This window comes from Microvirga subterranea, from assembly GCF_003350535.1.
Taxonomy (GTDB): domain Bacteria; phylum Pseudomonadota; class Alphaproteobacteria; order Rhizobiales; family Beijerinckiaceae; genus Microvirga; species Microvirga subterranea.
Map to the genome: position 1 here is coordinate 574,160 of NZ_QQBB01000001.1, position 24,577 is coordinate 598,736.

Sequence of the window (24,577 nt, forward strand, 5' to 3'; positions counted from 1 at the left end):
CAGGAACAAGAAAAGCCCCGGCCGCAAGGCCGGGGCTTTCCATTGCCGAGCCCTCTGGAGGCTTTGAAGGGCTCAGTAGTTGTAGGCGCGCTCGCCGTGGTCGGCGAGGTCGAGGCCCTCGCGCTCCTCGTCGGGGCTGACGCGCAGGCCCACCACCAGGTCGACGATCTTGTAGAGGATGAGCGAGCCGCCCGCGGTCCAGATCAGGGTGATGACCACTGCGACGAACTGGGTCCAGAGCTGGCCGCCGATGGAGTACTCGCCGACCCCATAGCCGCCGAGGACCGGGGCCGCCACGATGCCGGTGCCGAGCGCACCCACGATCCCGCCGACCCCGTGGATGCCGAACACGTCCAGCGCGTCGTCATAGCCGAGCGCGTTCTTCACGCCCGTGACCGCGTAGTAGCAGACCGCGCCCGCCACGAGGCCGAGCACGATGGCGCCCATCGGACCCGAGAGGCCGGCCGCCGGGGTAATCGCCACGAGGCCCGCGACCGCGCCGGACGCGATGCCCAGCAGCGAGGCCTTGCCCTTCGCCAGGGCCTCCACGGTCATCCAGGCCAAGCCCGCCGCGGCCGGCGCCAGGATGGTGTTGACGAGGGCGAGCGCCGCGCCGCCGGTGGCCTCCAGGTTCGAGCCGGCATTGAAGCCGAACCAGCCGACCCAGAGCATGCAGGCGCCCACGAAGGTCAGCGTCAGCGAGTGCGGGGCGAGCAGGTCGCGGCCGTAGCCGATGCGCTTGCCGATCAGCAGCGCGCCCACGAGGCCGGCGACGCCCGAGTTGATGTGCACCACCGTGCCGCCCGCGAAGTCGAGGGCCCCGAGGCCGAAGAGATAGCCCTCCGAGAACCACACCATGTGGGCGATCGGCAGGTAGATCACCGTGACCCACAGGCCCGTGAACAGCATGACGGCGGAGAACTTCATGCGCTCTGCGAAGGCCCCGACGATGAGGGAGGGCGTGATCGCCGCGAAGGTGAGCTGGAAGGCGATGAAGGCGAATTCCGGGATCGCAACGCCCTTCGTGAAGGTGTCGGCAGTGGAATCGGTCGTCACGCCGGCCAGGAACGCCTTCGAGAAGCCGCCGATGAAGGCCCCGAGCCCGCCGGGTCCCGACGTGAACGCGAGCGAGTAGCCGTAGAGCACCCACAGGATCGCCACGAGGCTGAAGACGGAGAAGACCTGCATCAGCAGCGACAGCATGTTCTTGGTGCGGACGAGGCCGCCGTAGAACAGGGCGAGGCCCGGGATCGTCATGAGGATCACCAGGATCGTCGAAACGAGCATCCAGGCGGTGTCGCCCTTGTTGACGGTCGGGGCGGCGGCAGCCGCCGCATCGGCGGCCGCTGCGTTGGCGTCCTGCGCGAGGGCGGGGTCGAGAGCGAGCAGACCCAGGGCCGCTCCTCCGAGGGCTGACATGAGCAGGGGACGGATTTTCATCGGATTCGAACTCCGGGTGATCGGGCTGAAGGAGAGGAGGTCAGAGGGCGTCGGCATCGGTCTCGCCGGTGCGGATGCGCACCGCCTTCTCGAGCGACGTGACGAAGATCTTGCCGTCGCCGATCTGGCCGGTGCGGGCCGCACTGGTGATCGCCTCGATCACCGGCCCGACGAGGTCGGACGCGACCGCCACCTCGATCTTCAGTTTCGGCAGGAAGCTCACGGCGTATTCGGCGCCGCGATAGATCTCCGTATGGCCCTTCTGCCGGCCGTACCCCTTCACTTCCGTCACGGTGAGGCCGTGCACGCCGAGAGCGGTGAGCGCGTCACGCACCTCCTCCAGCTTGAACGGCTTGATGACCGCCATCACGATTTTCATGGGTTGAGCCCCCTTTCAGAGGCCGCCCCGGCCAAAGGCCCGGGCAGCCGTGGTGTCCACAAGAACCCGGCCTGTCGGTGCGGGTGTCGCGGTCACAGGAAGCAAGAAGCGTGCCAGCCGTTGGCGGCCAGGGCCGCGGGACCGCTGCCTCCGAAAGAGGCACCAGGGCGGTGACGCCTGCGCGGCTCGAATGCACAAAAAAGAGGCAGCCGCAGGGGCTGCCTGGCAGGGAGGAGCGCTTCCGGCTGGAAAATTCCCTGAGCCCGGGCAGGTTCCGCCCGACCGCTCAGGTCAGCTCCGGTCGCGGATCAGGCCTTCCTGGGCCACGGAGGCCACCAGGGTCCCGTCCTGAGCGAAGATCAGGCCGCGGGAGAAGCCGCGGGCCCCGGAGGCGCTCGGGGTGTCCTGGGCGTAGAGCAGCCACTCGTCGGCCCGGAACGGCCGGTGGAACCAGAGGGCGTGGTCGAGGCTCGCGGCCTGGACCGACGGCTCGAACACGGTGCGGCCGTGGGGCACGAGGGACGTGTCGAGGAGCGTCATGTCCGACGCATAGGCCAGGACGCATTGGTGGATCGCCGGATCGTCCGGCAGGCGCCCGGTGGTGCGGATCCAGACGTGGAACTGCGGCGCCATGGGATCGCGCGTCATGTAGCGATTGATCTCCACGGGGCGCATCTCGATCGGGCGCTCGCGCTCGTAATAGGTGCGCATGGGCTCGGGCATGCGCGGCATGAGGTCGGCCTTCACCTCCTCCTCGCTCGGCAGCTCGTCCGGCCCCGGCACGTCGGGCATCGGCGCCTGATGGTCGAAGCCGCTCTCCTCCACCTGGAAGGAGGCCGACATGGAGAAGATCGCCTGCCCGTGCTGGATCGCCACCACGCGCCGGGTGGTGAAGCTGCGCCCGTCGCGGATGCGGTCGACCTCGTAGATGATCGGCACCTTCGGGTCGCCGGGCAGCATGAAGTAGCCGTGGAGCGAATGGGGGTGGCGCCCGTCGACCGTCCGGCTGGCGGCGACGAGCGCCTGGCCGATCACCTGCCCGCCGAACACGCGCTGCCAGCCGCTCTTCGGGCTCTGCCCCCGGAAGAGGTTATGCTCGAGCGGCTCGAGATCGAGGATCGACAGGAGATCGGCAACGGCTCTGGACATGGGCGCAGGTCCTCGTGGAAAGAACCATCCATCGGAGAGTGCGCTCCGGACGTCAAGCTTGACGCTGGCCGAATGATCGCTGACATCCCTCCTGCGCCCTACATGCCTCAGGAATCGCAGAGGCGGCCAGGAGACGGACCCATGAGCACCACGAGCCCTCGCATCGTCATCGCCGGAGGCGGGCTGGCCGGGCTGTCGCTGGCGCTCGCCCTCAAGCAGGCCATGGGAGACAGCCTCGACGTGGTCATGTGCGACCCGGCCCTGCGGCGCGATCCGCACGGGGACAAGCGCGCCTATGCGATCGCGGCGGCGGCCCGGCGCATGCTGGAGGCGCTCCACGTCTGGGACAAGGTCGCGCCCGGCGCGCAGCCCATGCTCGACATGGTGATCACCGACAGCCGCCTGCAGGATCCGGTACGCCCAACCTTCCTGACCTTCTCGGGCGACGTGGGCGAGGGCGAGCCCTTCGCCCACATGGTGACGGCCGGCGACCTGACCGCCGCCCTGATCGAGGCCTGCACGGCCGCGGGCGTCTCCCTGAAGGCGCAGGGCGTGCGGGGCTTTACGGCCGCGGCCGGCCATGTGGACGTGCTGCTCGCGGACGGGGAGGCGGCGCTCCCGGCGGCGCTCCTGGTGGCGGCGGACGGGGCGCGCTCGAAGCTGCGGGAGCAGGCCGGCATCGGCTGGATCTCGTGGCCCTACCGGCAGTCCGGCATCGTGGCGACGATCGCGCACGAGCGCGATCACGAGGGCAGGGCCGTGGAGCACTTCTTGCCCTCGGGTCCCTTCGCGATCCTGCCGCTCAAATCCGAGACCTTGCCCGACGGCACCGTGAAGCACCGCTCCTCGATCGTCTGGTCCGAGCGCAGCGAGAACGTGCCGGCGCTGCTCGAGTCCGACCCGGAGCACCTCCTCGTCGAGCTGGAAAGGCGCTTCGGCCTCCAGCTCGGCAAAGTCGCGTTCGAGACGACGCCGCAAGCCTTTCCCCTGTCCTTCGGGGTCGCCCGCACCTTCGTGGGCGACCGGATCGCGCTCCTGGGCGACGCCGCCCACGTGATCCACCCCATCGCCGGACAGGGCCTCAATCTCGGCCTGCACGACGCGGCGTCCCTGGCCCAGGTGATCGCGGACGCCATGCGCCTCGGGCAGGATCCGGGTGGGGCCGACGTGCTGGAGGCCTACGAGCGCGCGCGCCGGGCCGACATCACCGCCATGGGGCTGATGACCGACGGCCTCAACCGGCTCTTCTCCAACGACCTCTTGCCCGTGCGCCTGATCCGCGATCTCGGGCTCGGCCTCGTCGACCGGATGCCCGGCCTCAAGCGCTTCTTCATCCGGGAGGCGGCGGGCCTGACCAACCGGGACGCGCCGCGGCTCCTGAAGGGAGAAGCGCTCTGAGTCACGGTGGAAACCAGCGATTGGGACCTTGCTGGGCCGGGGCCGGAAACCAGATAAGACGTCCGAAGGTTGTTCCTCATCCCGCCGCAACCGAACGAGTCCCGTGACCCTGCATCAGCCCACCGACGTACAGGCTTCCGGCCCGGAGGACGTTCCCTCCGGGCCGAAGGATCTTTTGCCGATCCGGATCTCCAATCCCGAGGTGGCGTGTGCGTTCTGATCATGTGCTGCCCGCCGCCGGGCCGACGCGCGACTTCCTGGCCGAAGGCGGCGAGATGGGCGGGCGCATGCGTGCCCACGACTGGTCGACCTCGCCGCTCGGACAACCGGAGACTTGGCCGCAATCCCTGCGCAGCCTCGTGCGTCTGATGCTGAACGCCAAGCAGGCGATGTTCGTCGCCTGGGGGCCCCATCTCGGCTTTCTCTACAACGACGGCTACGCGCCGATCTTCGGCGCCAAGCATCCGCACGCGCTGGGTCGTCCCTTCGCGGAGGTGTGGTCGGACATCTGGGACCAGATTTCACCGCTGGTGGAGAGCACGCTTTCGGGCGAGGCGGTCGGCTTCGAGGACCTGCTGATCCCGATGGAGCGCAACGGCTACCGGGAGGAGGCTTACTTCACCTTCTCGTACACGCCGGTTCACGACGAGGCCGACCGGGTCGCCGGCATGTTCTGCGCCGTCATCGAGACCACCGGCAAGGTGCTGGCCGAGCGCCGCATCGCGACCGAGCGCGAGCGCCTGCGCGAGCTCTTCCATCAGGCCCCCGGCTTCATCGCCGTGCTGCGCGGCCCCGACCATGTCTTCGAGATCGCCAACGCCTCGTACGATCAGCTCGTCGGCCACCGGAACATCATCGGCAGGCCGGCGCTGGAGGCGCTGCCCGAGCTCGCCGGCCAGGGATTCCAGGAGCTTCTCGACAGGGTCTACGAGAGCGGAGAGCCCTTCGTCGGGCGCGGCCTGCGGGTCCTTCTCCGCCGCGAGCCCAACAGCGAGCCCGAAGAGCGCTTCGTCGACTTCGTCTACCAGCCGATCCGCGATGCGGCCGGGCGCGTCTCCGGAATCTTTGCCGAGGGGAGCGACGTCACAGAGGCCAAGCGCGCCGAGGCGGCCCTGCGCGAGAGCGAGACGCGGCTCAAGCTCGCCCTCGACGCCGGTCGCCTCGCGGTCTGGGAGAGCAACACCGCTGAGGACCGCATCACGACCTCGCCGGAGTTGAACCGGCTTCTCGGCTTCCCGCCCGATTCCACTCCCGGCACCGAGGAGATCCGCGCCCGCTACCACCCGGGCGACCGGGAGAAGATCGCCGCCGTCGCCCGGGAGGCCATCGCCCGCGGCGAGCGCTACGCCGAAGGCGAGATGCGCGTCGTCCGGCCGGACGGCACGATCCGCTGGCTTCTGCTGCGCGCGGAACTCCAGCCGAGTCCGCAGGGGCGGGTCGGCCAGACGGTCGGTGTCGCCCTCGACATCACCGAGCGCAAGCGGGCCGAGGAGCACCAGCGGCTCCTGATCAACGAGCTGAACCACCGGGTCAAGAACACGCTCGCGACCGTCCAGTCCATCGCGGCCCAGACCCTGCGCAATGCCGGCACCACGGAGGAAGCGCGCTCGGCTCTCGAATCCCGCCTCTTCGCCTTGTCCCGCGCCCACGACGTGCTCACCCGGGAAAATTGGGAGGGCGCGGGGCTGCGGGCGATCGTGACCGAGGCGCTGGCGCCCTTTCGCGGCGCCTGGGACGAGCGCTTCCACATTCGCGGACCCGACGTCTGGCTCTCACCCCGGATGGCCCTGGCGCTCGCCATGGCGTTGCAGGAGCTCTCCACCAATGCGGTGAAGTATGGCGCCCTCTCCAGGGAGACGGGCCGGATCGCGATCGAATGGCAGTTGGCGCAGGAGACGGGCCACGACCGCCTGCACCTCGCCTGGACCGAGAGCGGCGGACCTCCCGTCTCACCCCCGAAACGCCGCGGCTTCGGCACCCGCCTGATCGAACGCAGCCTCGCCCAGGACCTGAACGGCGAGGTGCGGATCGCGTTCACGGAGACCGGGGTCGTCTGCACGGTGGATGCGCCGGTGGGGTAGGGACGAGAAGCCGGACGGCCGGTCCATCTTCGCTTCCGGGATACTTCCCTTTCTATACGTAATAACATAAAGATGGCGGCATACCTTTGGCCGAGAACCTGGATATTGCCATGACGATCACCGTTATCGACGAGCAGGCTGACCTCAATACCGGCTCGCAAGCCCTTCACGAGATCGCCGATACCATCACGGGAAGCACCTTTCTGGCCATTGCTCTGACCAGCACGACGCTGGGCGGGATCAAGGCCGGCGGAATGCAGAGCATCACTGTGTCGGATGTTGTTCCAACTAACGGCACCGACTTCGACATCGAGACACACCTCACTGCCATCGCGCTTGCCGGTACGAATAGCGAGGTCATCAATAACGGCCGCATCAAGTCTACTGCAGCAGCCGCGATCCTATTCTCAGGCGGCGGCACGAGCATCGTCACGAACGCGGCCAACAAAACCATTCAGGGGACGCGAGCGATCGAGATCGCTTCCACGAGCACGGGGTTCACGGCGGCCAAGCTGGATCTGCAAAATGCCGGTACCATCACGGCCAGCGGCGAAGCCATCATGGGCGGCGGAGGAGCCGACCAGATTCGGAATTCCGGCACGCTGACCACGACTTCAACCGCAGTGGGCGCCGTCCTCATGGACCTCGGCGGCGGCAACGACTTCTACGAAGGTATGCTCGGCACCGCGACCGGCATGATCAAGCTCGGTGCAGGAGATGATAAGGCCTTTGGAGGCGCCGGCGACGAGACGTTCCAGGGTGGGGCCGGGCAGAACACCATCGACGGAGGCGGAGGCATCGACACCGTCGACTATTCCGACGCGACGGTGGGCGTCGCAGTCGACCTCAGATTGACAGGGCTTCAGGGCACGGCCCATTCCTCCGATCAGCTCGAGAACATCGAGAACATCACGGGCAGCAACCAGAACGATACGCTCGTGGGCAGCTCCGGAAACAACGTGCTCAGGGGCGGTAACGGGAACGACACGCTCGAAGGCGGATCGGGAGACGACGTTCTCGACGGCGGAAGCGGAAACAACACGGTCCGGTTCTCGGGCTCCACCATCGTGACTCTCGATCTCTCGCTTTCGGCCCCACAGAACACCGGCTACGGCTCGGATACCCTGATCGGATTCCGCAACGTGGAGAGCGGCTCCGGCGCCGACAAGATCAAGGGCAGTGCCGAGGACAATCGTCTCAGCGGCAATTCCGGCGCCGACACGATTGAGGGAATGGACGGGCACGACCAGCTGATTGGCGGCAACGGCAACGATTCGCTTGAAGGCGGCGTCGGCAACGATACCTTGGAGGGCGGCAATGACAACGACACCCTCGTAGGGGGCGTCGGCAACGACACTCTTCAGGGCGGCACGGGCCGGAACACGGCCGTGTTCTCCGGCAACAAGGCCAACTACAGCATCGTCACCAATCAGGACGGCACCATCACCGTCACCGACAATGCCGGTCAGGACGGCACGGATACCCTCAAGGACGTCCGTATCCTGAAATTCGCCGATCAGGCGATTGCGCTCACCAATGGTGCGGCCTCAGACATCTCCCCGTCGATCTCGCCGATCAATTTCTCGGAGAGCAAGGCCGTCGGCTCGCAGGTCACGACCCTCTTCAGCTCCGACCCGGACGGGGACACGCTCACCTTCAGCCTCGTCACCAATGCGGGCGGGCTGTTTCGCCTGGATGGGAGCAAGCTCATCCTGGCGGGCGCGCTCGACTACGAGACCGCCACGAAGCACACCATCACGGTCAAGGTGTCGGACGGCTTCGGCGGCGAGTTCTCCAAGGAGCTCACCATCAACGTCACCAACGACATGACCGAGACCAAGCCGCTCGTGAAGCGGGGCACCAATGCGTCCGAGCAGGTGGTGGGCGAGAACGGCAACGACCAGCTCCACGGCCTCTCCGGCAACGACCAAGTTTTCGGCCAGGGCGGCAACGACAGGCTCTGGGGCGACAAGGGCAACGACACCCTCATCGGCGGCGCGGGCAACGACGTGTTCGTGTTCGACGTGAGGCCCAACGTGAAGTCCAACCTCGATTACGTCTACGACTTCAACGTCAAGGACGACACAATACACCTGTCCAAGAAGATCTTTTCCGGCCTCGCCAAGAAGGGCACGCTATCGAAGAACGCCTTCGTGATCGGCGACCATTTCAAGGATGCGGACGACCGCATCCTCTATCACAAGAAGGGCGGCGCCCTGTTCTACGATCCCGACGGCACGGGCGACGCGAAGGCCATCCAGTTCGCCACCATCGGCAAGAACCTGAAGATCACCCACAAGGACTTCTACGTGATCTAGCTCACAGGACCCGAATGCGCGGAGCCGCCGGAGCAGGCTCCGCCCCGGGCTGCTCTGTCGGCGGTTCGGGCGACAGGCCGAACGTGCCGTTGAACGCTTCGAGCCCGTCCGGCGTGAAGACGAGGGCGCGGCTCTCGTCGCGCCGGCCCCAGCGGCGCTCGACGATGCCGGACAGGATCGCGGCGCCGAGCGCGCCGCCGAGGTGGAGGCGCCGCTCGCTCCAGTCGAGGCAGCCGCGGCAGACGGGGCGGCGGCCCTTCTCCAGCCGGGCCAGGTCCACGCCGAATCGGGTGAAGAAATCCCGCCCCTGATCGGTCAGGGCGAGGTCGTCCCCGCCCGCGACCAGCCCCTGGCGCTCGAGGCCATCGAGAAGCGCCACCCCGCGCTCACCGGCGAGATGATCGTAGCAGACCCGGGCCGAGCGCAGGGCCGCGTCCTTGGGACCGGTGCGGACGCGGACCGCGCCCGTGCGTTGGGCGAGGCCCATCAGGGCCTCGAGGACCTGCGCCACGTCCGGGCCCGACAGGCGGAAATAGCGGTGGCGCCCCTGCTTCTCGGCCGCCACCAGCCGGGCGGCCTCGAGCTTCGCCAAGTGTCCGCTCGCGGTCGGCAGGGTCACGCCGGCGGCCTGCGCCAGCTCGCTCACGGTGAGCGCCCTTCCGTCCATGAGGGCCGCCAGCATGTTGGCGCGGGCGGGGTCGCCGAGCAGCGCGGCGACGGGTGCGATGGCAGGTCCTTCCTTCATGGTTCGATGCTAGCCGAACCATCGCGGTCGCGCAATCGGCTAGGGTCCGGTCCGTTCCCGCTCACAGAGGACCAATCCGATGATCACCTGCTTCATCCGCTACGAGATCGATCCGTTCAACCGCGAAGCCTTCGACGAGTACGCCCGCAACTGGGGCCGGGCGATTCCGCGTTGCGGGGCCGATCTCGTGGGCTATTTTTCACCCCACGAGGGGTCGAGCACGACCGCCTACGGGGTCTATCATGTGGAGAGCCTCGCGGCTTACGAGGCCTACCGGGCGCGGCTCAGGGACGATCCGCTCGGCCGCGCCAACTACGACTTCGCCAGGCGCGAGAAATTCATCCGCCGGGAGGACAGGATTTTCCTGCGCCTCGCCTCGGCGCCGCACGGGGAGCTGATCCGCCCATGATCGCCGTCATCTTCGAAGTCTGGCCCGCCGAAGGGCGCAAGGGCCGCTATCTCGACCTCGCGGCCGCCCTGAAGGAGGAACTCGTCGGCATGGACGGCTTCCTGTCGATCGAACGCTTCCAGAGCCTGAGCGAGCCGCAAAAACTCCTGTCCCTGTCGTTCTGGCGCGACGAGGAGGCGGTGCGGGCCTGGCGCAACCGTCCGGCCCACCGGGCGACCCAAGGGGAGGGACGCGACGGGGTCTTTCGCGACTACCGCCTGCGGGTCGCGGCGGTGCTGCGCGACTACGGCATGACCGAGCGCGACGAGGCGCCGGCGGACAGCCGCGCGGCGCACGAGCCGGCCGCATAGAAAAAGGCCGGAGCGTTGCTCCGGCCTCTCAATTCATCGGCGGGATCGGACCTCAGCCCTTCTTGGCGCGCTCGATCGCCTCGATGATCAGGCGCTTGGCTTCCGTAGCGTCGCCCCAGCGGATGATCTTGGCCCACTTGCCGGGCTCGAGGTCCTTGTAGTGCTCGAAGAAGTGCTCGATCTGCTTGATGGTGATCTCCGGCAGGTCGGTGTAGCTCTCGACCCGGTCGTAGCGCTGGGTCAGCTTGTGGGACGGCACCGCGATGATCTTCTCGTCCTGGCCGCCGTCGTCCTCCATCACCAGCACGCCCACGGGGCGCACGTTCATGACCGCGCCCGGCGCGATCGCCCGGGTGTTGGCGACCAGCACGTCGCAGGGATCCCCGTCGCCCGAGAGGGTGTGGGGAATGAAGCCGTAATTCCCCGGATAGCGCATGGCCGTGTAGAGGAAGCGGTCGACGAACAGGGTGCCGGATTCCTTGTCCATCTCGTATTTGATCGGTTCGCCGCCCAGCGGCACCTCGATGATGACGTTCACGTCCTCCGGCGGGTTGTTTCCGATCTTGATCGCGTCGATGCGCATGGCGAGAGTGTCTCCGTCGATACGGGCTGATGGTTTGGACGCCTCACTAGCGCATCATCCGCCGAAGTGTAAGCGGCTCGGCCGCAGGTTCGTGCGCCGCCTCGAGAAAATCCCGTGGGAGCCAGGACTATTCCGACCGTCCGGAGGCTTTTCTTCCTGAGACAGGCCCGAAGGCCGCTCAGGGCGTCAACGAAACAGGTACGCCACCTTGGCGAGCGTCGCGCCGCCGATGCGCTCCTCGACCCGGGCGACGCTCTTCCCGCCCTGGCCCTCGTAGAAGGCGCAGGCCCGCTCGTTGTCGGCGAGCGCCCAGACCACGATCTTGTCCATCTCGCGGGCGCGCAGATCGTTGGACACGGCCCGGAACAGGCGCCGGCCGAGGCCCACGCCCTGGTATTCGGGCAGGAGGTACAGCTCGTCGATCTCCCCGTCGGCCGGCAGCGACCGGTCGCGGCAGCGGCCGTAGGACGCGTAACCCGCCACCCCCTGGCCGATGTCGAGCACCGCGAGCGGGCGCCCCCGCGTCACCGTGGAGCGCCACCAGCGCAGGCCCCGGCGCGACAGCATCTTTTCGAGCGCGAGCCCCGGAATGATGCCGAGATACGCTTCGCGCCACGCGGCGTCGAACACTTTTGCGAGCCCCTGGGCGTCGCCTGGCTTGGCCTGACGGATACTGACGAGAAGATCGCTCATGGTCTTGGCTTCGGGAGAAGAGAAGCAGTGTCGGTGAGCATCCGCGCAAGGTGGTTAACGCGGCCTTAAACGCGCGAGGCTCCACCCCCGTGAAAGCGTGGCCATTCAAGCAGAATGGGGCCGGGGAGGGGAATGGGTCGGAACGACGCGGGACGGGGTGACACCCCCCTGAACGGGGAGTTGTTGGTCCATTGTAATGAGCTTATGGGTTTACGTAACGTTGTACCAACATATGGCTGAAAATCCGACACTGTCCAGGCGTTCACGGACCGTTTTTAATCGGGGTAAGCAATGGCAATTTACAAATCGGGCTTGGAAACACGGGTCAATATGAGGACGGCCGACATCCAATCGGAGCCGACTGTGGCAACATTGGCAGACGGCGGCTGGATCGTCACTTGGCAGTCCAACGGACAGGACACAGACGGCTACGGTATTTATCAGAAGCGTTTCGACCACAACGGCAATGCAGTCTCCACAGCCGACCGACTCGTCAACGTCACCACGGCTGACAGTCAATATGATCCGAATGTGACGGCTCTGGCGGACGGCGGTTGGGTCGTAACCTGGGAATCCCTGGGGCAAGATGGTTCTAGCTATGGCATCTATCAGCAGCGCTTCGACCAGAACGGGGATGCACTTTATCAAGCTGACCGCATCGTCAACGTCACCACAACAGGTTCTCAAACGAACCCGAGTGTGACGGCTCTGACGGATGGCGGCTGGGTCGTAACCTGGGAATCAAATGGGCAGGACGGCAGCGGCACCGGCATTTATCAGCAGCGCTTCGATCGTGACGGCAATGCTGCTTCCGCTGCCGATCGGCTCGTCAACGTCACCACGACAGGATCTCAACTAAATACAAGCGTGACGGGACTGGCAGGTGGCGGTTGGGCAGTGACCTGGAAATCCAGTGATGATCAGATCTATATGCAGGCATTCGACCGCAACGGTGTGGCATCTTCAACTATCGATGTCCTCATCAACACAACATTAGGCGGGAGCAAGGATTTCCCCCGCGTAACGGCACTGCCCGACGGGAGCTGGATCGTAACTTGGTCGTCGAACCAGGACGGCGACTTCAACATTTATCAGCAGCGTTTTCTGCCGGAAAAGGCGCCGCACGATCTCACGCTCAGCGGCAGCACGGTGCAGGAGGGGGCCACGTCCGGCACCCCGGTGGGAACGGTCGTCGGGCAGGACGCCAACCTGAATTACGGCGATCAGCTTACCTACACACTCCTCGATGATGCCGACGGACGTTTCAAGCTGATGGGAGACAAAATCCTGGTCGAGAATGGCCTGCGGCTCGACTACGAACAGGCGGCCATACATACCATCAAGGTGCAGGTGGCCGATCGCGCTGGCAACACCTTGGTGAAAGACTTCGCCATCACTGTCACCGACATACCAGACACCAGTCCGCCTCCGCCGCCCAATCTCGTACTGCGCGGCACGTCGGGCGCGAACACGCTTACGGGGCAGGCCGGTCACGACACGCTCTATGGCGGAGCCGGCAAGGACGTGCTCACGGGCGGGTCCGGCCAGGACGTGTTCGTGTTCGACACGCGGCCGAACAAGCGCACCAACCTGGACACGATCACCGACTTCAACGCGACCGACGACACGATCTGGCTCGACAACAAGTACCTGAAGAAGCTGGGCTCCGGCTCGGCCTCGAAGCCGGCCAAGCTGAAGGCGGCGTTCTTCAAGGTGGCCGACAAGGCCAAGGACGGCAACGACTACCTGGTCTACAACAAGAAGACCGGGGTCTTGTACTACGACGAGGACGGCTCGGGCGCGAAGGCGGCCGTCGCCATCGCCAAGCTCGCCAACAAGGCGAGCCTCACCAAGAACGACTTCTTCGTCATCTGACGCGCCTTCCATCGCATCCTCGGCAAGCAAGCCCCGCCCTCCGGCGGGGCTTTTTGCGTCGACGGGGTGCTTGCGCCGCCCTGTGCCGAATCGCACATGCAACAGGGTTGCCCGGAAGCAGGGCCGGCCTAATTCGCCGAATGCAACAATGATGCATCGGCCGCAGCCACCGGGTGAAGGCGCCACCAGGCGCAGCTTCGCCCGACGGGATGCTGAGCGCCACGAAAGGTAAGCCCCCATGCCGACCCTCAGCCTGACCTCCTTCACCCGCCCCCAAGCCACAGACCTCATCAGCCGCATCTCCACCGGCCCGCGCGACGCGCTGGGCCGGGAGCTGGAAGCTGATGGCAGCAGCAGCATTGGCAGCGTCACCACGGACGGCCGCTACGCAGTGTTCCTCACCGAAGCCCCGAATCTTGGCGCAGATCCGGGATCCTGGGGCGGAGCCGTTATCTGGAAAGATCTCGGGACCGGAACGGTGCGGATCGTCTCCGCGCTCGCGCCGGAAGCCGGCGGAGCCATCCTGACCGCCTGTGAAAATCCCGCTGTCAGTTCGGATGGACGGCATGTCATTTTCGAGTCCGACTTGGAAGACGTTCCGGGCTACGGTGCCATGTACTCCGGCATCTTTCTCAAGGATCTCCAGACGGGCGCCCTGACACGAATCGATACGGCGACGCCGGACGGGCAGGGTCACCAGGCTCCCGCCGAAGGCTTCAGCCGGGATGCGAGCTTCACCGGCAACGGGCGCTACGTGATCTTTCAGACCGAAGCGGACAATCTTGTTCCCGGTACCATCGGCGGATCCGACAACGTCTATCGCAAGGACCTACAGACGGGTGCCCTGGTGCTGGTCTCCGCCAGGGCTGATGGCGGGGCCGCCAACAAATCGGATGATGCCGATGCCAGCTACGATGGGCGCTACGTGGTCTTCACCAGCTCCGCGAGCGATCTCGTCGCCGGCGACACGAACGATCGTCCAGACATCTTCCGCAAGGATCTCGTGACCGGCGAGGTGGTGCGGGTCTCGACCGGCAGCAGGACTGCGCAGGGGCAAGAGGCGGAGGCGAACGGCCCCTCGCGGGAGGCGTCGATCAGCGCCGACGGGCGCTACGTGGTGTTCCAAAGCAGCGCCGGCAACCTCGTGGCCGGCGACACCAACGGCCACACGGACATCTTCCGCAAGGATCTCGTGACGGGCGAGACCATCCGGGTCTCGACCGGCTCCGGGGGCGTTCAGGCCAATGGCGAATGCCTCTATGCGGATATCAGCCCTGATGGACGTTATGTGTTGTTCGAAAGCGATGCGACCAATCTCGACGGCGGCGACGGCAGAGACAGACAGGTCTTCCGCAAGGATCTTCAGACCGGAGAGATCGTGCGCATCGGCTCCGCTACCGGCGCTGTTGCCAACGATATTAGCTTTCATGCCAAATTTGGTGCCGATGGGCATTCGATCCTGTTCACCAGCTGGGCCGGCAACCTCGTTCCCGGCGACGGCAACGATGTGCGCGACGTGTTCCGGGTCGACAACGATCTTCTCCCGCATAGGCAGGCCATCGTGGATGGCCGCTACGTGAAGGCGAGCTTCGACGTAGGCCACGCATCTGGCGCCAGCATCAGCTGGGGCGACGGCACGAGCGAGTCGGTCACGCCGACGGGCGGCAAGGTCAGCTTCGGCCATGCCTATGCGACCGCCGGCGTGAAGGCCGCCACCGTCACCGTGAAGGAAGGCGCGCAGACCTGGATCGTTCCCTATCAGGTCGATATCGCGGCCGGAAAGATGGGTCGCGACACGGGCCTGCACGATACGCTCTCGGGCGGCGCAGGCGGCGACAGCCTGGCGGGAGATGGATTCGGAAACATCCTGGCCGGCCATGCGGGCAACGACATCCTCAAGGGCGAGGCCGGCAACGACGTGCTCGGCGGCGGCGAGGGGCGCGACAGGCTCTATGGCGGCAAGGGTGCGGCGAGCCAGGATGCGTTCCTGTTCGACGTAAGGCTCACCAGCAAGGGCGTCGCCAGCCGGCACAAGGACACGATCGAGGATTTCGGCGCCAGGTACGACGCGATCTGGCTCGACGACGCGGCGTTCTCGAACCGCACCATCGCCAAGGCGCTGAAGAACAAGGGTGCCTCCCTCGACAACCCGGTGAAGATGAAGGCCGGCTTCTTCAAGAAGGGCGCAAAGGCCGCCGACCGGGACGATTTCTTCATCTACAACGACAAGACCAAGAAGCTCTACTTCGATGCGGACGGCTCCGGCTCCAAGGCGATGGTCGAGATCGCCACCATCAAGCTCGAAGCGGGCGCGGGCAAGCTCTCCGCCAACGACTTCTTCTTCGTCTGACGCGACCAGGGCTACGCATGAAAAAGGCCGGGAATGAGGTCCATCCCCGGCCTTTGAACTTCGAAGAGCCGCGAAGCCTTACGCCGCGCGCTGCTTGGCCTTGAGCAGGCCGCGGTTCACCAGGGCCTCGGCGATCTGCACCGCGTTGAGGGCCGCGCCCTTGCGCAGGTTGTCGGACACGCACCAGAAGGCGAGGCCGTTCTCGACCGTGATGTCCTCGCGGATGCGGGAGATGTAGGTGGCGTCCTCGCCCGCCGCCTCGTGCGGGGTGATGTAGCCGCCGGGCTCGCGCTTGTCGATCACTACGACGCCCGGCGCGGAGCGCAGGATGTCGCGCGCCTCGTCGGCGCTGAGCGGCTGCTCGAACTCCACGTTCACGGCCTCGGAATGGCCGATGAAGACCGGCACGCGCACGCAGGTGGCGGTGAGCTTGATCTTGGGATCGAGAATCTTCTTGGTCTCCGCCATCATCTTCCACTCTTCCTTCGTGAACCCGTCCTCCATGAACACGTCGATGTGCGGGATCAGGTTGAAGGCGATGCGCTTGGGGAACTTCTTCTCCTGCACGTCCTGCAGCGAGTAGAGCGCCTTGGTCTGGCGGTCGAGCTCGTCCATGCCGTCCTTGCCGGCGCCGGAGACCGACTGGTAGGTCGACACGACGACGCGCTTGATGGTGGCGCGGTCATGGAGCGGCTTGAGGGCGACCACGAGCTGCGCCGTGGAGCAGTTCGGGTTGGCGATGATGCCCTTCTTCATCTCGCGCACGGCCTCGGCGTTCACCTCCGGGACCACGAGCGGCACGTCGGCGTCGTAGCGCCAGGCCGAGGAGTTGTCGATCACGACCGCGCCCTGGGCTGCGATCTTCGGCGACCACTCCTTCGAGATCTCGCCGCCAGCCGACATGAGGCAGAGGTCGACGTCCGAGAAGTCGTAGGTGTCGAGGGTCTTGGCCTTCAGCGTCTTGTCGCCGAAGGAAATCTCCGTGCCCTGGCTGCGGCGGGAGGCCAGCGCCACCACCTCGTCGGCCGGAAAGGCCCGCTCTGCGAGGATGTCGAGCATCTCGCGGCCCACATTGCCCGTCGCGCCGACCACGGCGACCTTGTAACCCATTGGACTTCTCCTGTGTTCGCTCTCCCCGGGAGATATTTAGAACCCTTTTCGGGTGTCGCCTCTCGCCCCGACGGGAGAGAGGACCGGGGACGACGAGGCTACTCGGCCGTTTTCACGGCCGTCGTGACGGTTTTCGTTTTGCTCGTCGTGGTGAGCAGCGTCATTGCCATCGTCCATCCAGGGCCCGATTCCAGGGGCCCGGTCTGGCCTTCAGCAACACACCAAAGACAGGCTTTCGTCAAGCGATCTCTCGAGGTTGCGGCATCCGGGCAGCCCTGCGGCGCGCCGTGGACAAGCCGGGGATGACCTGTGGGCGCTTAACCCTTGATTCACGGTGCCGGGCGAAAGCCTTCGAAGCGTCGGCAGCGCTACTGTAGAACATGGGGACGAGACACGACCCGCAGGTTCACCAGCAGCGCCATGCCGAAGGCCATCACCCAGGACTGGGACGAGGAGGACGCGTTCGACGGCGAGGACGAGCGCCCGTCCCGCCGCGCGCGCCGGCCCCTGCCCTGGCTGCGGATGATCCTGTTCTCGTCGCTGTGCATTGCTGCGCTGGTCTATTTCGCCAAGCAGGATGCCGGGCAGGCCCCTTCGGGCCAGCCGAAGGGGGTGCCGTCCGCCGTACTGGTTGCACCGCCGCCGCTGTGGCGGCCGCTTCCGTCCGCTCCCGCACTCTACGGCATCGAGGGCCGCGTCGCGCCCGTCGGGATCGAGGCCCGCGAGCACATGAGCGGCGGGCGCGAGGACACCCTGACCTTCGGGTCCTTCGGGGATATCGGCTACGGGCGGATCAGCCTGGTCCAGGGCTTCACCGAGCCGGCGCGCAGCTTCTTCGTCGACATCGTCCGCCGGGCCGCGGAGGCGGGGCTGTCCGTAACGCGCGACACGCCGGGCCGGCCGGTGCCGACCAAGTTCGGCCCGATGGAAGCCGGAGCCGTGACGCTCGCGGGAGCCTCCGAGCAGACCTGCCAGGCCTTCCGCTTCGCCGACCCGGGGGCGAGCTTCGCGTTCCAGGGCTGGCTCTGCGGCAGCGAAGCCCAGCCCGTCGAGCCGGGCCATATCGCCTGCCTGGTCGACCGGATCACGTTGCGGGCGACGGACAACCCGTCCGTGAAGGCGATCTTCGCCAAGGCCGAGGGCCAGCGGCTGCCGGCCTGCGGGACCGACGAGCGGACCTCCTCGATCAGAGGTCCGGGCCGACCGTGACCGCCACCCGGTGCATCACGTTGCAGCCGTAGCCGTTCGGGTTCCAGCCCGCCGCCCGGAACGGCTGGGCCCGGCCCTTGTCGTCCGTCGCGCGGGAAAAGATCTCGTAATGGCCGTCGCCCGGGAGGGAGAGGCGCGCCCGCCAGCGCACCCAGTCGTAGCGGTTGCGGGGCGGCGCGAGCACGGCCGGCACCCAGGTGGCGCCGCCGTCGATCGTGACCTCCACCCGCGCCACCGCATCGTCGCCGGCCCAGGCGGCGCCGCGAACCTCGATCTCGCGGGTGCCGGACGGCAGGCGGCTCTCGTCCGCCGGGAACGACACGATGCTGCGCACCGGCATGGATTCGAGCACGCGCGTCTCATGCCGCTCGACCTTGGCGCCGGGCGCGATCGGGTTCACCGGCACCCGGTAGGAGATGCCGGTCATGCCGGGGCCGTCGTGCTCCCGGTCGCGGATCCAGATCCGGGTCAGCCATTTCTGGCTCAAGGAACCGGGCCAGCCCGGCACCACGAGGCGTAAAGGTCCCCCGTGCAGGAAGGGCAGCGGCTCGCCGTTCATGGCCCAGGCCAGGAGCGTGTGCTCCTCCAGCGCCTTGGCGACCGGCATGCCGCGGGACATGGCCTGCACGTCCCGGCGCCCGGTCTTGTCCGGGTCGGCGCCGAAATGGGCCGTGAACAGGGCGCTCTCCTTCAGGCCAGCGGTCCACAGGACGTCGGCGAGCGCCACGCCGGTCCATTCCGCACAGCCCGCGCCGCCATGGGTCCAGGGATTGCCCTCCGCGGGCGGCTCGAAGAAGGAGCGGCCGTTGCCGCCGCATTCGAGCACCATGCGGAACGTCTTATGCGGGAACGTGGCCTTTAACTCGGCGACCGTGAGGGAGAGCGGGGTCTCGACCTCCCCATCGATTGTGAAGGTCCAGGATTCCGGGTCCGTCGCGGGCTCCGGCAGCAGGCCGTTGTTGCGCACGAAGAACTTCTGGACCGGCGTCGTTTCGTCGTCGAGAAGCTCCTCGGGCGTCTCGGCCACGAGCGGCGTCTCGCCCAGCACGGTCAGGCGGTCCTTGCCGGGAAGCCGGAGGTCGCGTCGCGGGGAATCCATCATCGGCACGGGTCCTGCTTGGTGGTGACGTATGGTTAGGTTGGGAACAAATTAATCGAAGGCGCCTTGTTCTGACAGCCCGCTGGTCCGGCCAGGCTTATCCGGCCGGTGACGACAGCGGCTCAAATTTGGAGACATGAACATGCGCCGCCTTGCCGTCATCGGTCTGGTCTCGCTGGCTGCGGCTTCGGCCTTCTCGGTCGCGGCCGAAGCGCAGACCACTCGGGAACGCCCCCAGGTCCTCCGGGTCCAGCCCCGCAGCTTCCTCGATCCGGGCAACGTGGTGGCCCCGAACTCGATCAATCCGGGCTATACCGGCTATGGACAGGTGCAATCCTACCTGAACAGCCCGCCGTACATGCAGAACAACGAGCGCTTCAGCGGCGGCGGCAATCTGCCCGATCCGGTCACCAACGGGCCCTTCGTCGGATCGCGCAACCCCTTCCTGGACATCGACGCGACCGGCTCGATCCGTTAGCAAAAAGCCCCGGAACGACCGGGGCTTTTCTTTCTCAGGAGCGCGCGTCCAGCTCCTTGATGATGGCGTCGCCGAGCTCCTTCGTGCCGACCGCGTTCATGCCGGGGCCGGCGATGTCCTTGGTGCGGGTGCCGGACGCGAGAACACGTGCGATGGCGTCGTCGAGGCGGTCCGCCTCCTCCAGCAGGCCGAAGGAGTAGCGCAGGGCCATGCCGAAGGAGCCGATCATGGCGATCGGGTTGGCGAGGCCCTTGCCGGCGATGTCGGGCGCGGAGCCGTGTACCGGCTCGTAGAGCGCCTTGCGGCTGCCGGTCTTCGGGTCCTCGGCACCGAGGGATGCGGACGGCAGCATGCCGAGCGAGCCGGTGAGCATCGCGGCGATGTCCGACAGGATGTCGCCGAAGAGGTTGTCGGTGACGATCACGTCGAACTGCTTCGGGTTGCGCACGAGCTGCATGGCGCAGTTGTCGGCGAGCACGTGCTCGAGCTCCACGTCCGAGAACTCGGCCTTGTGGATGCGCGTCACGACCTGGCGCCAGAACACGCCGGTCTTCATGACGTTGCTCTTCTCGGCCGACGAGACCTTGTTCCGGCGCTTCTTGGCGAGGTCGAAGGCCACGCGGGTGATGCGCTCCACTTCCTTCGTGGTGTAGAGCTGCGTGTCGACCGCGCGCTGGGAGCCGTCCTCCAGAGTCACGATCTCTTTCGGCTCGCCGAAATAGACGCCGCCCGTGAGCTCGCGCACGATCATGATGTCGAGGCCCTCGACCACCTCGCGCTTGAGCGAGGAGGCGTCGGCGAGCGCCGGGTAGCAGATGGCCGGACGCAGGTTGGCGAAGAGGCCCAGGTCCTTGCGCAGGCGCAGCAGGCCCGCCTCGGGACGCACCGCATAGGGCACGCCGTCCCATTTCGGCCCGCCGACCGCGCCGAACAGCACTGCGTCCGCGTCCTGCGCGCGCTCCATGGCCTGCTCGGAGATGGCCGCGCCATGCGCGTCGTAGGCCGTGCCGCCGACGAGATCGGTCTCGGTCTCGAAGCCGACGCCGCGCTTGCGGAACCACTCCACGATCTTCTCGACCTCGTGCATGACCTCGGGGCCGATGCCGTCGCCGGGGAGAAGGAGAAGCTTGTGCGTTGCCATGGTGGGGTGTCCTCGCTCGAAATGGCTTCGTGGGGCCCGGACCGCGCCGGGACGACCATGCCGGGGTTTAGGCGCGGGAACCCAGCCTTGGCAAGCGTTTGTCGCCTTGGCCGTTAGGCGGAGGACGCATGGTCATGCCGGGAGCGCATGGCAGTGTGCATGCTGCCCCCGGAATGACGGTTGAGAGGATTTACCCCCGCAGCGCCTGCAGCACCTTGGCGCCGGGGCGGCCGCGCTGCTCCATGCCGAGCTGGCGCTCCACGTCCTTGATGGCTTCGCGGGTCTTGGCCCCGACCTTGCCGTCCGGCTCGCCCACGTCGTAGCCGCGGGAGAGGAGGAGGCTTTGGAGCTCCTTGCGCTGGGCGCGCGACAGGGGCGGATCGTCGGTCGGCCAGGCGGTGCGGATGCTGGGCTGGCCCTTCAGCCGGTCGCCGAGGAGCGCGATGGCGAGGCCGTAGGATTCGGCCGCGTTGTAGGAATAGACCGCGTCGAAGTTCTTGGTGACCACGAAGGCCGGGCCGTTCACCCCGGCCGGGATCAGGATGCCGGCCTGGTAATTGCCCGAAAGCGGGCGCCCGTCGATGCGGGTCACGCCCATGGCGGCCCAGGAGGAGAGCGGACGCTTGGCCTTGCGGCCGGCGAGCTTCGCGTTGAAGTTTTCCGGCAGGCGCACCTCGTAGCCCCAGGGCAGGCCGTTGTCCCAGCCGGCCTTTTTCAGGAAGTTCGCCGTCGAGGCGACCGCATCCGGCACCGAGTTCACCACGTCGCGCCGCCCGTCCCCGTCGCCGTCCACCGCGAGGCGCTGGAAGGTGGAAGGCATGAACTGCGTGTGCCCGAAGGCGCCGGCCCAGGAGCCCCGGAGCGAGCCTGGATCGATGTCGCCGTCCTGCACGATCTTCAGGGTCGCCATCAGCTCGCCCGTGAAATACTCGCGCCGGCGAGGTGCGTAGCAGGACAAAGTCGCGAGGGACTGCACGAGCGGCCGGTCACCGAAATTCTTGCCGAAATCGGATTCGACGCCCCAGACGCCGGCGATCACGTGCCGGTCGACGCCGAAGCGCGCCTCGGCGCTGGCGAGCGCCCGGCCCCATTGGCGCATCGCCGCCATGCCGTCCTCGACCCGCTGCTCGTCGACGAGCGCCGCCAGATAGTCCCAGATCTCGGTCTTGAACTCGGGCTGGCTCTGCATGAGCTCGAGGATTTTAAGGTCCGGGGCGATGCCGCGGGTCGCGGCATCGAAGGCCTGGGACGAGATGCCCTTGGCGGCGGCCTGGGAGCGCAGGCCCGACAGGCAGGAGCTGAAATCGGCCTGGGCGGATGCCGGCGTCGCGGCGGCCAGCCCGGCGAGAGCGAAGATAGCGGAAGCAAGGAATCGAGTCATGCCCCGCAATGTGCAGGCAATTTGGTTAATATAAGGAAACTGGGCTGGATGTGCGTCGCTTCGTCATTCCGGGGCCGCGCAGCGGAGCCCGGAATCCAGAAACGCCAGCGCTGTAAGAAGAGGCGATAAGCGCCCCGCTCGACCTGAACCGTCAGCGGTTATGGGTTCCGGGCCCGGCCTCCGGCCGTCCCGGAATGACGGCGGAACCTCACGCCCAGGGACGTTCCTCGAGCTTCTTCTCGAAAGAGTCGATCTTCGGGGCCTTCTCCATGGTCAGGCCGATTCCGTCGAGGCCGTTGAGCAGGCAGTGCTTGCGGAACGGGTCGATGTCGAAGGTCACCGTGCCGCCGTCGGGGCCGCGGATCTCCTGGTTCTCCAGGTCGACCGTGAGGGTCGCGTTCGCGCCGCGCTCGGCGTCGTCGAAGAGCTTCTCCAGGTCCTCAGGCGAGACCTTGATCGGCAGGATGCCGTTCTGGAAGCAGTTGTTGTAGAAGATGTCCGCAAAGCTGGTGGAGATCACGCAGCGGATGCCGAAATCGAGCAGGGCCCACGGAGCGTGCTCGCGGGAGGAGCCGCAGCCGAAATTGTCGCCCGCCACCAGGATCTGGGCCTTGCGGTAGGCCGGCTGGTTGAGGACGAAGTCCGGGTTCTCCGAGCCGTCGTCGCGGTAGCGCATCTCCGAGAAGAGACCCTTGCCGAGCCCGGTGCGCTTGATCGTCTTCAGGTACTGCTTGGGGATGATCATATCGGTGTCGATATTGATGATCCGCAGCGGCGCCGCGACGCTCTCCAGCACGGTGAACTTGTCCATGGTCTCTTCATCCCTCAGCGGCGTCCGGATAGCCGCGAAGAGCCTCTTAGCAAAGCCGAAAGGACGCGACTAGACCAATCGTGGTCGCGGTTCCGAGGCGGCGGAAATCTGACGCCATCGGCGCCGGCAGCGGCCTCGCATACGACTAATGGATAGGCATTCCTCTACGGAATGACAGGACAATGATCTTGGCCTTTTCTTCCGGGCGTCTCACAATCCCGTGATCGTGTGCCCGGAGGCTTGCGTCTTTCATGTTCCCGAATTCCGTCCCGATGGGCCGCGTCGCCCGCATCTGCGCCCTCGCCCTGGCCCTCGTGCTCCCGTTTGCGCCCTCGGCCGGATCCGCCCAGGAAGCCCTGGCCCGGGCGCCGGAGCAGAGCACAGCCGCCGAAGAGGCGACGTCGGCCCGGATCGTGCTGGTGGAATGGCGCATCAAGAAGGGCCGGGAGGAGGAGTTCCTCGAATACTGGTCGACCCGGGCGACGATCGCGGACCGCTCCGGCCTCATCGGCGAGTTCCTCAGCCGGGTCGCGGACCGCAAGCAGTATCCCTGGATGGTGTGGGACCTCGACCGGCGCTGGACCACCTTCGTGAACGTGGGCTTCTGGCGCGACGGGGCCGACTTCCAGGAGCAGATCGGCCGCTTCATCGACAATTCGAAGCCGCCCCAGGCTTTCGAGGCCGCCAAGCGCCGCCGCGTCTTCATCGCGCCCGAGCGCTGGCGCATCGGTTCCACGCCGTTCCTCGCGGCGGATCACCCGAGCGTGCGCTGAGCCGGAGGACGGTCAGAAGACCCGATCCGCGAAACCGTGGCCGAGGATATCGCCGAGGCGCGTAGGCCGCTACGACGGAAGCCGGGATGGTGACGTCCGCAATGAAGCCCTTGCCCCTGGGACCATAGCCGGACGCGTCGTTCCGCAGACGCGGGATTTCACCCATGAGGAGCGACAGGAACCGCTCCATCGTCCAGAGGCCCGCGATCGGCGCCGTAGGGAAGCGAAGCTCGCCCTCGACGAGCGCCACACGCGGCGCGAAGGTCGGCCAGTTGCGGAACCGGACATGCGGCCGGTCGCGCCAGACATGCCGGAAGGTGGCGTCGGTGCGCCGCTGCATGGTGGGGTCCTGAACCAGCAGGATCGTGTCGGCCGCGACGCCAGTCCCGTCGAGCATCCGGCGGGAGAAGACGGCATTCTCACCGCTGTTGCTGGATGCGTCGTCGACGAGAATGCGGGCCGGATCCAGATCCCAGAACCGCGTCGCGATGTCCTTCAGGATTCGCGCCTCGGGCCGCCCCTCCGTCGGGACGCCGCGATAGGTCTCATGTTCCTCCACGGTCTGCCACAGCAGGCGCGTCGAGTGGCCGATGCCGCCGGAGAGCAGGATCCGCGGGACGAGGCCGTCCCGCACCAGCCTGAACGCCTGCTCGGCCGTGTGCAGCACGGCGTTGCCGGCCCAGACAATGCAGTCGATGTCCGGTGCGGTCACGAAGCCGTCTGCGGTGGAGACGTCGTCGAGTGCCAGGAAGGCGGCGATCTCGTTGATCGCGTCGATATCGGACGGGCTGACGGTCACGGGCGG

At 66.8% G+C, this 24,577-nt stretch carries 22 protein-coding genes; 10 read left to right on the forward strand and 12 right to left on the reverse strand.

Annotated elements, in window-relative coordinates:
• Positions 1-72 precede the first annotated feature (72 nt).
• The 3 genes from DES45_RS02680 to tesB form a co-directional block, all read right to left on the reverse strand.
• The gene (locus DES45_RS02680) at positions 73-1,440 is read right to left on the reverse strand and encodes an ammonium transporter (RefSeq protein WP_114768819.1); all 1,368 of its coding nucleotides are present in this window, start codon (positions 1,438-1,440) and stop codon (positions 73-75) included.
• 40 nt (positions 1,441-1,480) lie between these two features.
• Positions 1,481-1,819 carry a P-II family nitrogen regulator gene (locus tag DES45_RS02685; protein ID WP_114768411.1) on the reverse strand — a complete coding sequence of 113 codons (339 nt, stop codon included), beginning with the start codon at positions 1,817-1,819 and terminating at the stop codon, positions 1,481-1,483.
• Between the two features lie 291 nt (positions 1,820-2,110).
• Positions 2,111-2,968, reverse strand: coding sequence for an acyl-CoA thioesterase II (gene tesB / locus DES45_RS02690; protein WP_114768412.1), 858 nt, complete (start codon positions 2,966-2,968; stop codon positions 2,111-2,113).
• 141 nt (positions 2,969-3,109) lie between these two features.
• On the opposite strand from tesB, the gene DES45_RS02695 reads away from it, so the two are divergent.
• From DES45_RS02695 to DES45_RS25960, 3 genes are all read left to right on the forward strand, one after another.
• On the forward strand, positions 3,110-4,366 hold the full coding sequence (locus tag DES45_RS02695; RefSeq protein WP_114768413.1) for a ubiquinone biosynthesis hydroxylase: 1,257 nt from the start codon (positions 3,110-3,112) through the stop codon (positions 4,364-4,366).
• Between the two features lie 209 nt (positions 4,367-4,575).
• Positions 4,576-6,447 (forward strand): PAS domain-containing sensor histidine kinase, encoded by a 1,872-nt coding sequence (locus DES45_RS02700; RefSeq protein ID WP_147282331.1) that lies wholly within the window; start codon positions 4,576-4,578, stop codon positions 6,445-6,447.
• A 110-nt stretch (positions 6,448-6,557) separates the two neighbouring features.
• On the forward strand, positions 6,558-8,765 hold the full coding sequence (locus tag DES45_RS25960; RefSeq protein ID WP_147282332.1) for a calcium-binding protein: 2,208 nt from the start codon (positions 6,558-6,560) through the stop codon (positions 8,763-8,765).
• Position 8,766: 1 nt separating this feature from the next.
• Here DES45_RS25960 and DES45_RS02710 read toward each other — a convergent pair whose 3' ends face one another.
• Positions 8,767-9,510 (reverse strand): ArsR/SmtB family transcription factor, encoded by a 744-nt coding sequence (locus tag DES45_RS02710; protein WP_114768416.1) that lies wholly within the window; start codon positions 9,508-9,510, stop codon positions 8,767-8,769.
• Between the two features lie 79 nt (positions 9,511-9,589).
• Between DES45_RS02710 and DES45_RS02715 the strand changes: the two genes are divergently transcribed.
• Entirely contained in the window at positions 9,590-9,919 is a 330-nt protein-coding gene (locus DES45_RS02715) for an NIPSNAP family protein (protein WP_114768417.1), read from the forward strand.
• Positions 9,916-10,269, forward strand: coding sequence for an antibiotic biosynthesis monooxygenase family protein (locus tag DES45_RS02720; RefSeq protein WP_114768418.1), 354 nt, complete (start codon positions 9,916-9,918; stop codon positions 10,267-10,269). Before DES45_RS02715 ends, DES45_RS02720 begins: the two co-directional genes overlap by 4 nt.
• A gap of 52 nt (positions 10,270-10,321) precedes the next feature.
• On the opposite strand, the gene ppa is transcribed toward DES45_RS02720, so the two are convergent.
• On the reverse strand, positions 10,322-10,852 hold the full coding sequence (gene ppa, locus DES45_RS02725) for an inorganic diphosphatase (protein WP_114768419.1): 531 nt from the start codon (positions 10,850-10,852) through the stop codon (positions 10,322-10,324).
• A gap of 186 nt (positions 10,853-11,038) precedes the next feature.
• Positions 11,039-11,545: a GNAT family N-acetyltransferase gene (locus DES45_RS02730; protein ID WP_114768420.1), complete on the reverse strand. Its 507-nt coding sequence runs from the start codon at positions 11,543-11,545 to the stop codon at positions 11,039-11,041.
• Between the two features lie 291 nt (positions 11,546-11,836).
• On the opposite strand from DES45_RS02730, the gene DES45_RS25965 reads away from it, so the two are divergent.
• Together DES45_RS25965 and DES45_RS25970 are read left to right on the forward strand one after the other, a co-directional pair.
• On the forward strand, positions 11,837-13,420 hold the full coding sequence (locus tag DES45_RS25965) for a M10 family metallopeptidase C-terminal domain-containing protein (protein WP_147282333.1): 1,584 nt from the start codon (positions 11,837-11,839) through the stop codon (positions 13,418-13,420).
• 238 nt (positions 13,421-13,658) lie between these two features.
• A complete protein-coding gene (locus tag DES45_RS25970; RefSeq protein ID WP_210210173.1) occupies positions 13,659-15,770 on the forward strand; it encodes a PD40 domain-containing protein in 2,112 nt (703 codons plus the stop codon).
• Between the two features lie 78 nt (positions 15,771-15,848).
• On the opposite strand, the gene DES45_RS02750 is transcribed toward DES45_RS25970, so the two are convergent.
• Positions 15,849-16,880, reverse strand: a complete 1,032-nt coding sequence (locus DES45_RS02750; RefSeq protein WP_114768422.1) for an aspartate-semialdehyde dehydrogenase — start codon at positions 16,878-16,880, stop codon at positions 15,849-15,851.
• A gap of 420 nt (positions 16,881-17,300) precedes the next feature.
• On the opposite strand from DES45_RS02750, the gene DES45_RS02755 reads away from it, so the two are divergent.
• Complete coding sequence (locus tag DES45_RS02755; protein ID WP_114768423.1) at positions 17,301-18,089, forward strand: hypothetical protein; 789 nt, start codon at positions 17,301-17,303, stop codon at positions 18,087-18,089.
• Here the strand turns inward: DES45_RS02755 and DES45_RS02760 are convergent.
• The gene (locus tag DES45_RS02760; RefSeq protein ID WP_114768424.1) at positions 18,067-19,191 is read right to left on the reverse strand and encodes a sulfite oxidase; all 1,125 of its coding nucleotides are present in this window, start codon (positions 19,189-19,191) and stop codon (positions 18,067-18,069) included. The genes DES45_RS02755 and DES45_RS02760 overlap by 23 nt on opposite strands.
• A 139-nt stretch (positions 19,192-19,330) precedes the next feature.
• Between DES45_RS02760 and DES45_RS02765 the strand changes: the two genes are divergently transcribed.
• Positions 19,331-19,666, forward strand: coding sequence for a hypothetical protein (locus DES45_RS02765; protein ID WP_245429704.1), 336 nt, complete (start codon positions 19,331-19,333; stop codon positions 19,664-19,666).
• A gap of 34 nt (positions 19,667-19,700) precedes the next feature.
• Here DES45_RS02765 and leuB read toward each other — a convergent pair whose 3' ends face one another.
• The 3 genes from leuB to leuD form a co-directional block, all read right to left on the reverse strand.
• A complete protein-coding gene (gene leuB, locus DES45_RS02770; protein ID WP_114768426.1) occupies positions 19,701-20,807 on the reverse strand; it encodes a 3-isopropylmalate dehydrogenase in 1,107 nt (368 codons plus the stop codon).
• A 190-nt stretch (positions 20,808-20,997) separates the two neighbouring features.
• Positions 20,998-22,188 carry a lytic murein transglycosylase gene (locus DES45_RS02775; protein WP_114768427.1) on the reverse strand — a complete coding sequence of 397 codons (1,191 nt, stop codon included), beginning with the start codon at positions 22,186-22,188 and terminating at the stop codon, positions 20,998-21,000.
• Between the two features lie 208 nt (positions 22,189-22,396).
• A complete protein-coding gene (gene leuD / locus DES45_RS02780) occupies positions 22,397-22,999 on the reverse strand; it encodes a 3-isopropylmalate dehydratase small subunit (RefSeq protein WP_114768428.1) in 603 nt (200 codons plus the stop codon).
• A gap of 251 nt (positions 23,000-23,250) precedes the next feature.
• Between leuD and DES45_RS02785 the strand changes: the two genes are divergently transcribed.
• Positions 23,251-23,772: a hypothetical protein gene (locus DES45_RS02785; RefSeq protein WP_114768429.1), complete on the forward strand. Its 522-nt coding sequence runs from the start codon at positions 23,251-23,253 to the stop codon at positions 23,770-23,772.
• Here the strand turns inward: DES45_RS02785 and DES45_RS02790 are convergent.
• Entirely contained in the window at positions 23,702-24,571 is an 870-nt protein-coding gene (locus DES45_RS02790) for a YdcF family protein (protein WP_210210174.1), read from the reverse strand. The two genes, DES45_RS02785 and DES45_RS02790, sit on opposite strands and share 71 nt — an antisense overlap.
• Between the last annotated feature and the right edge of the window lie 6 nt (positions 24,572-24,577).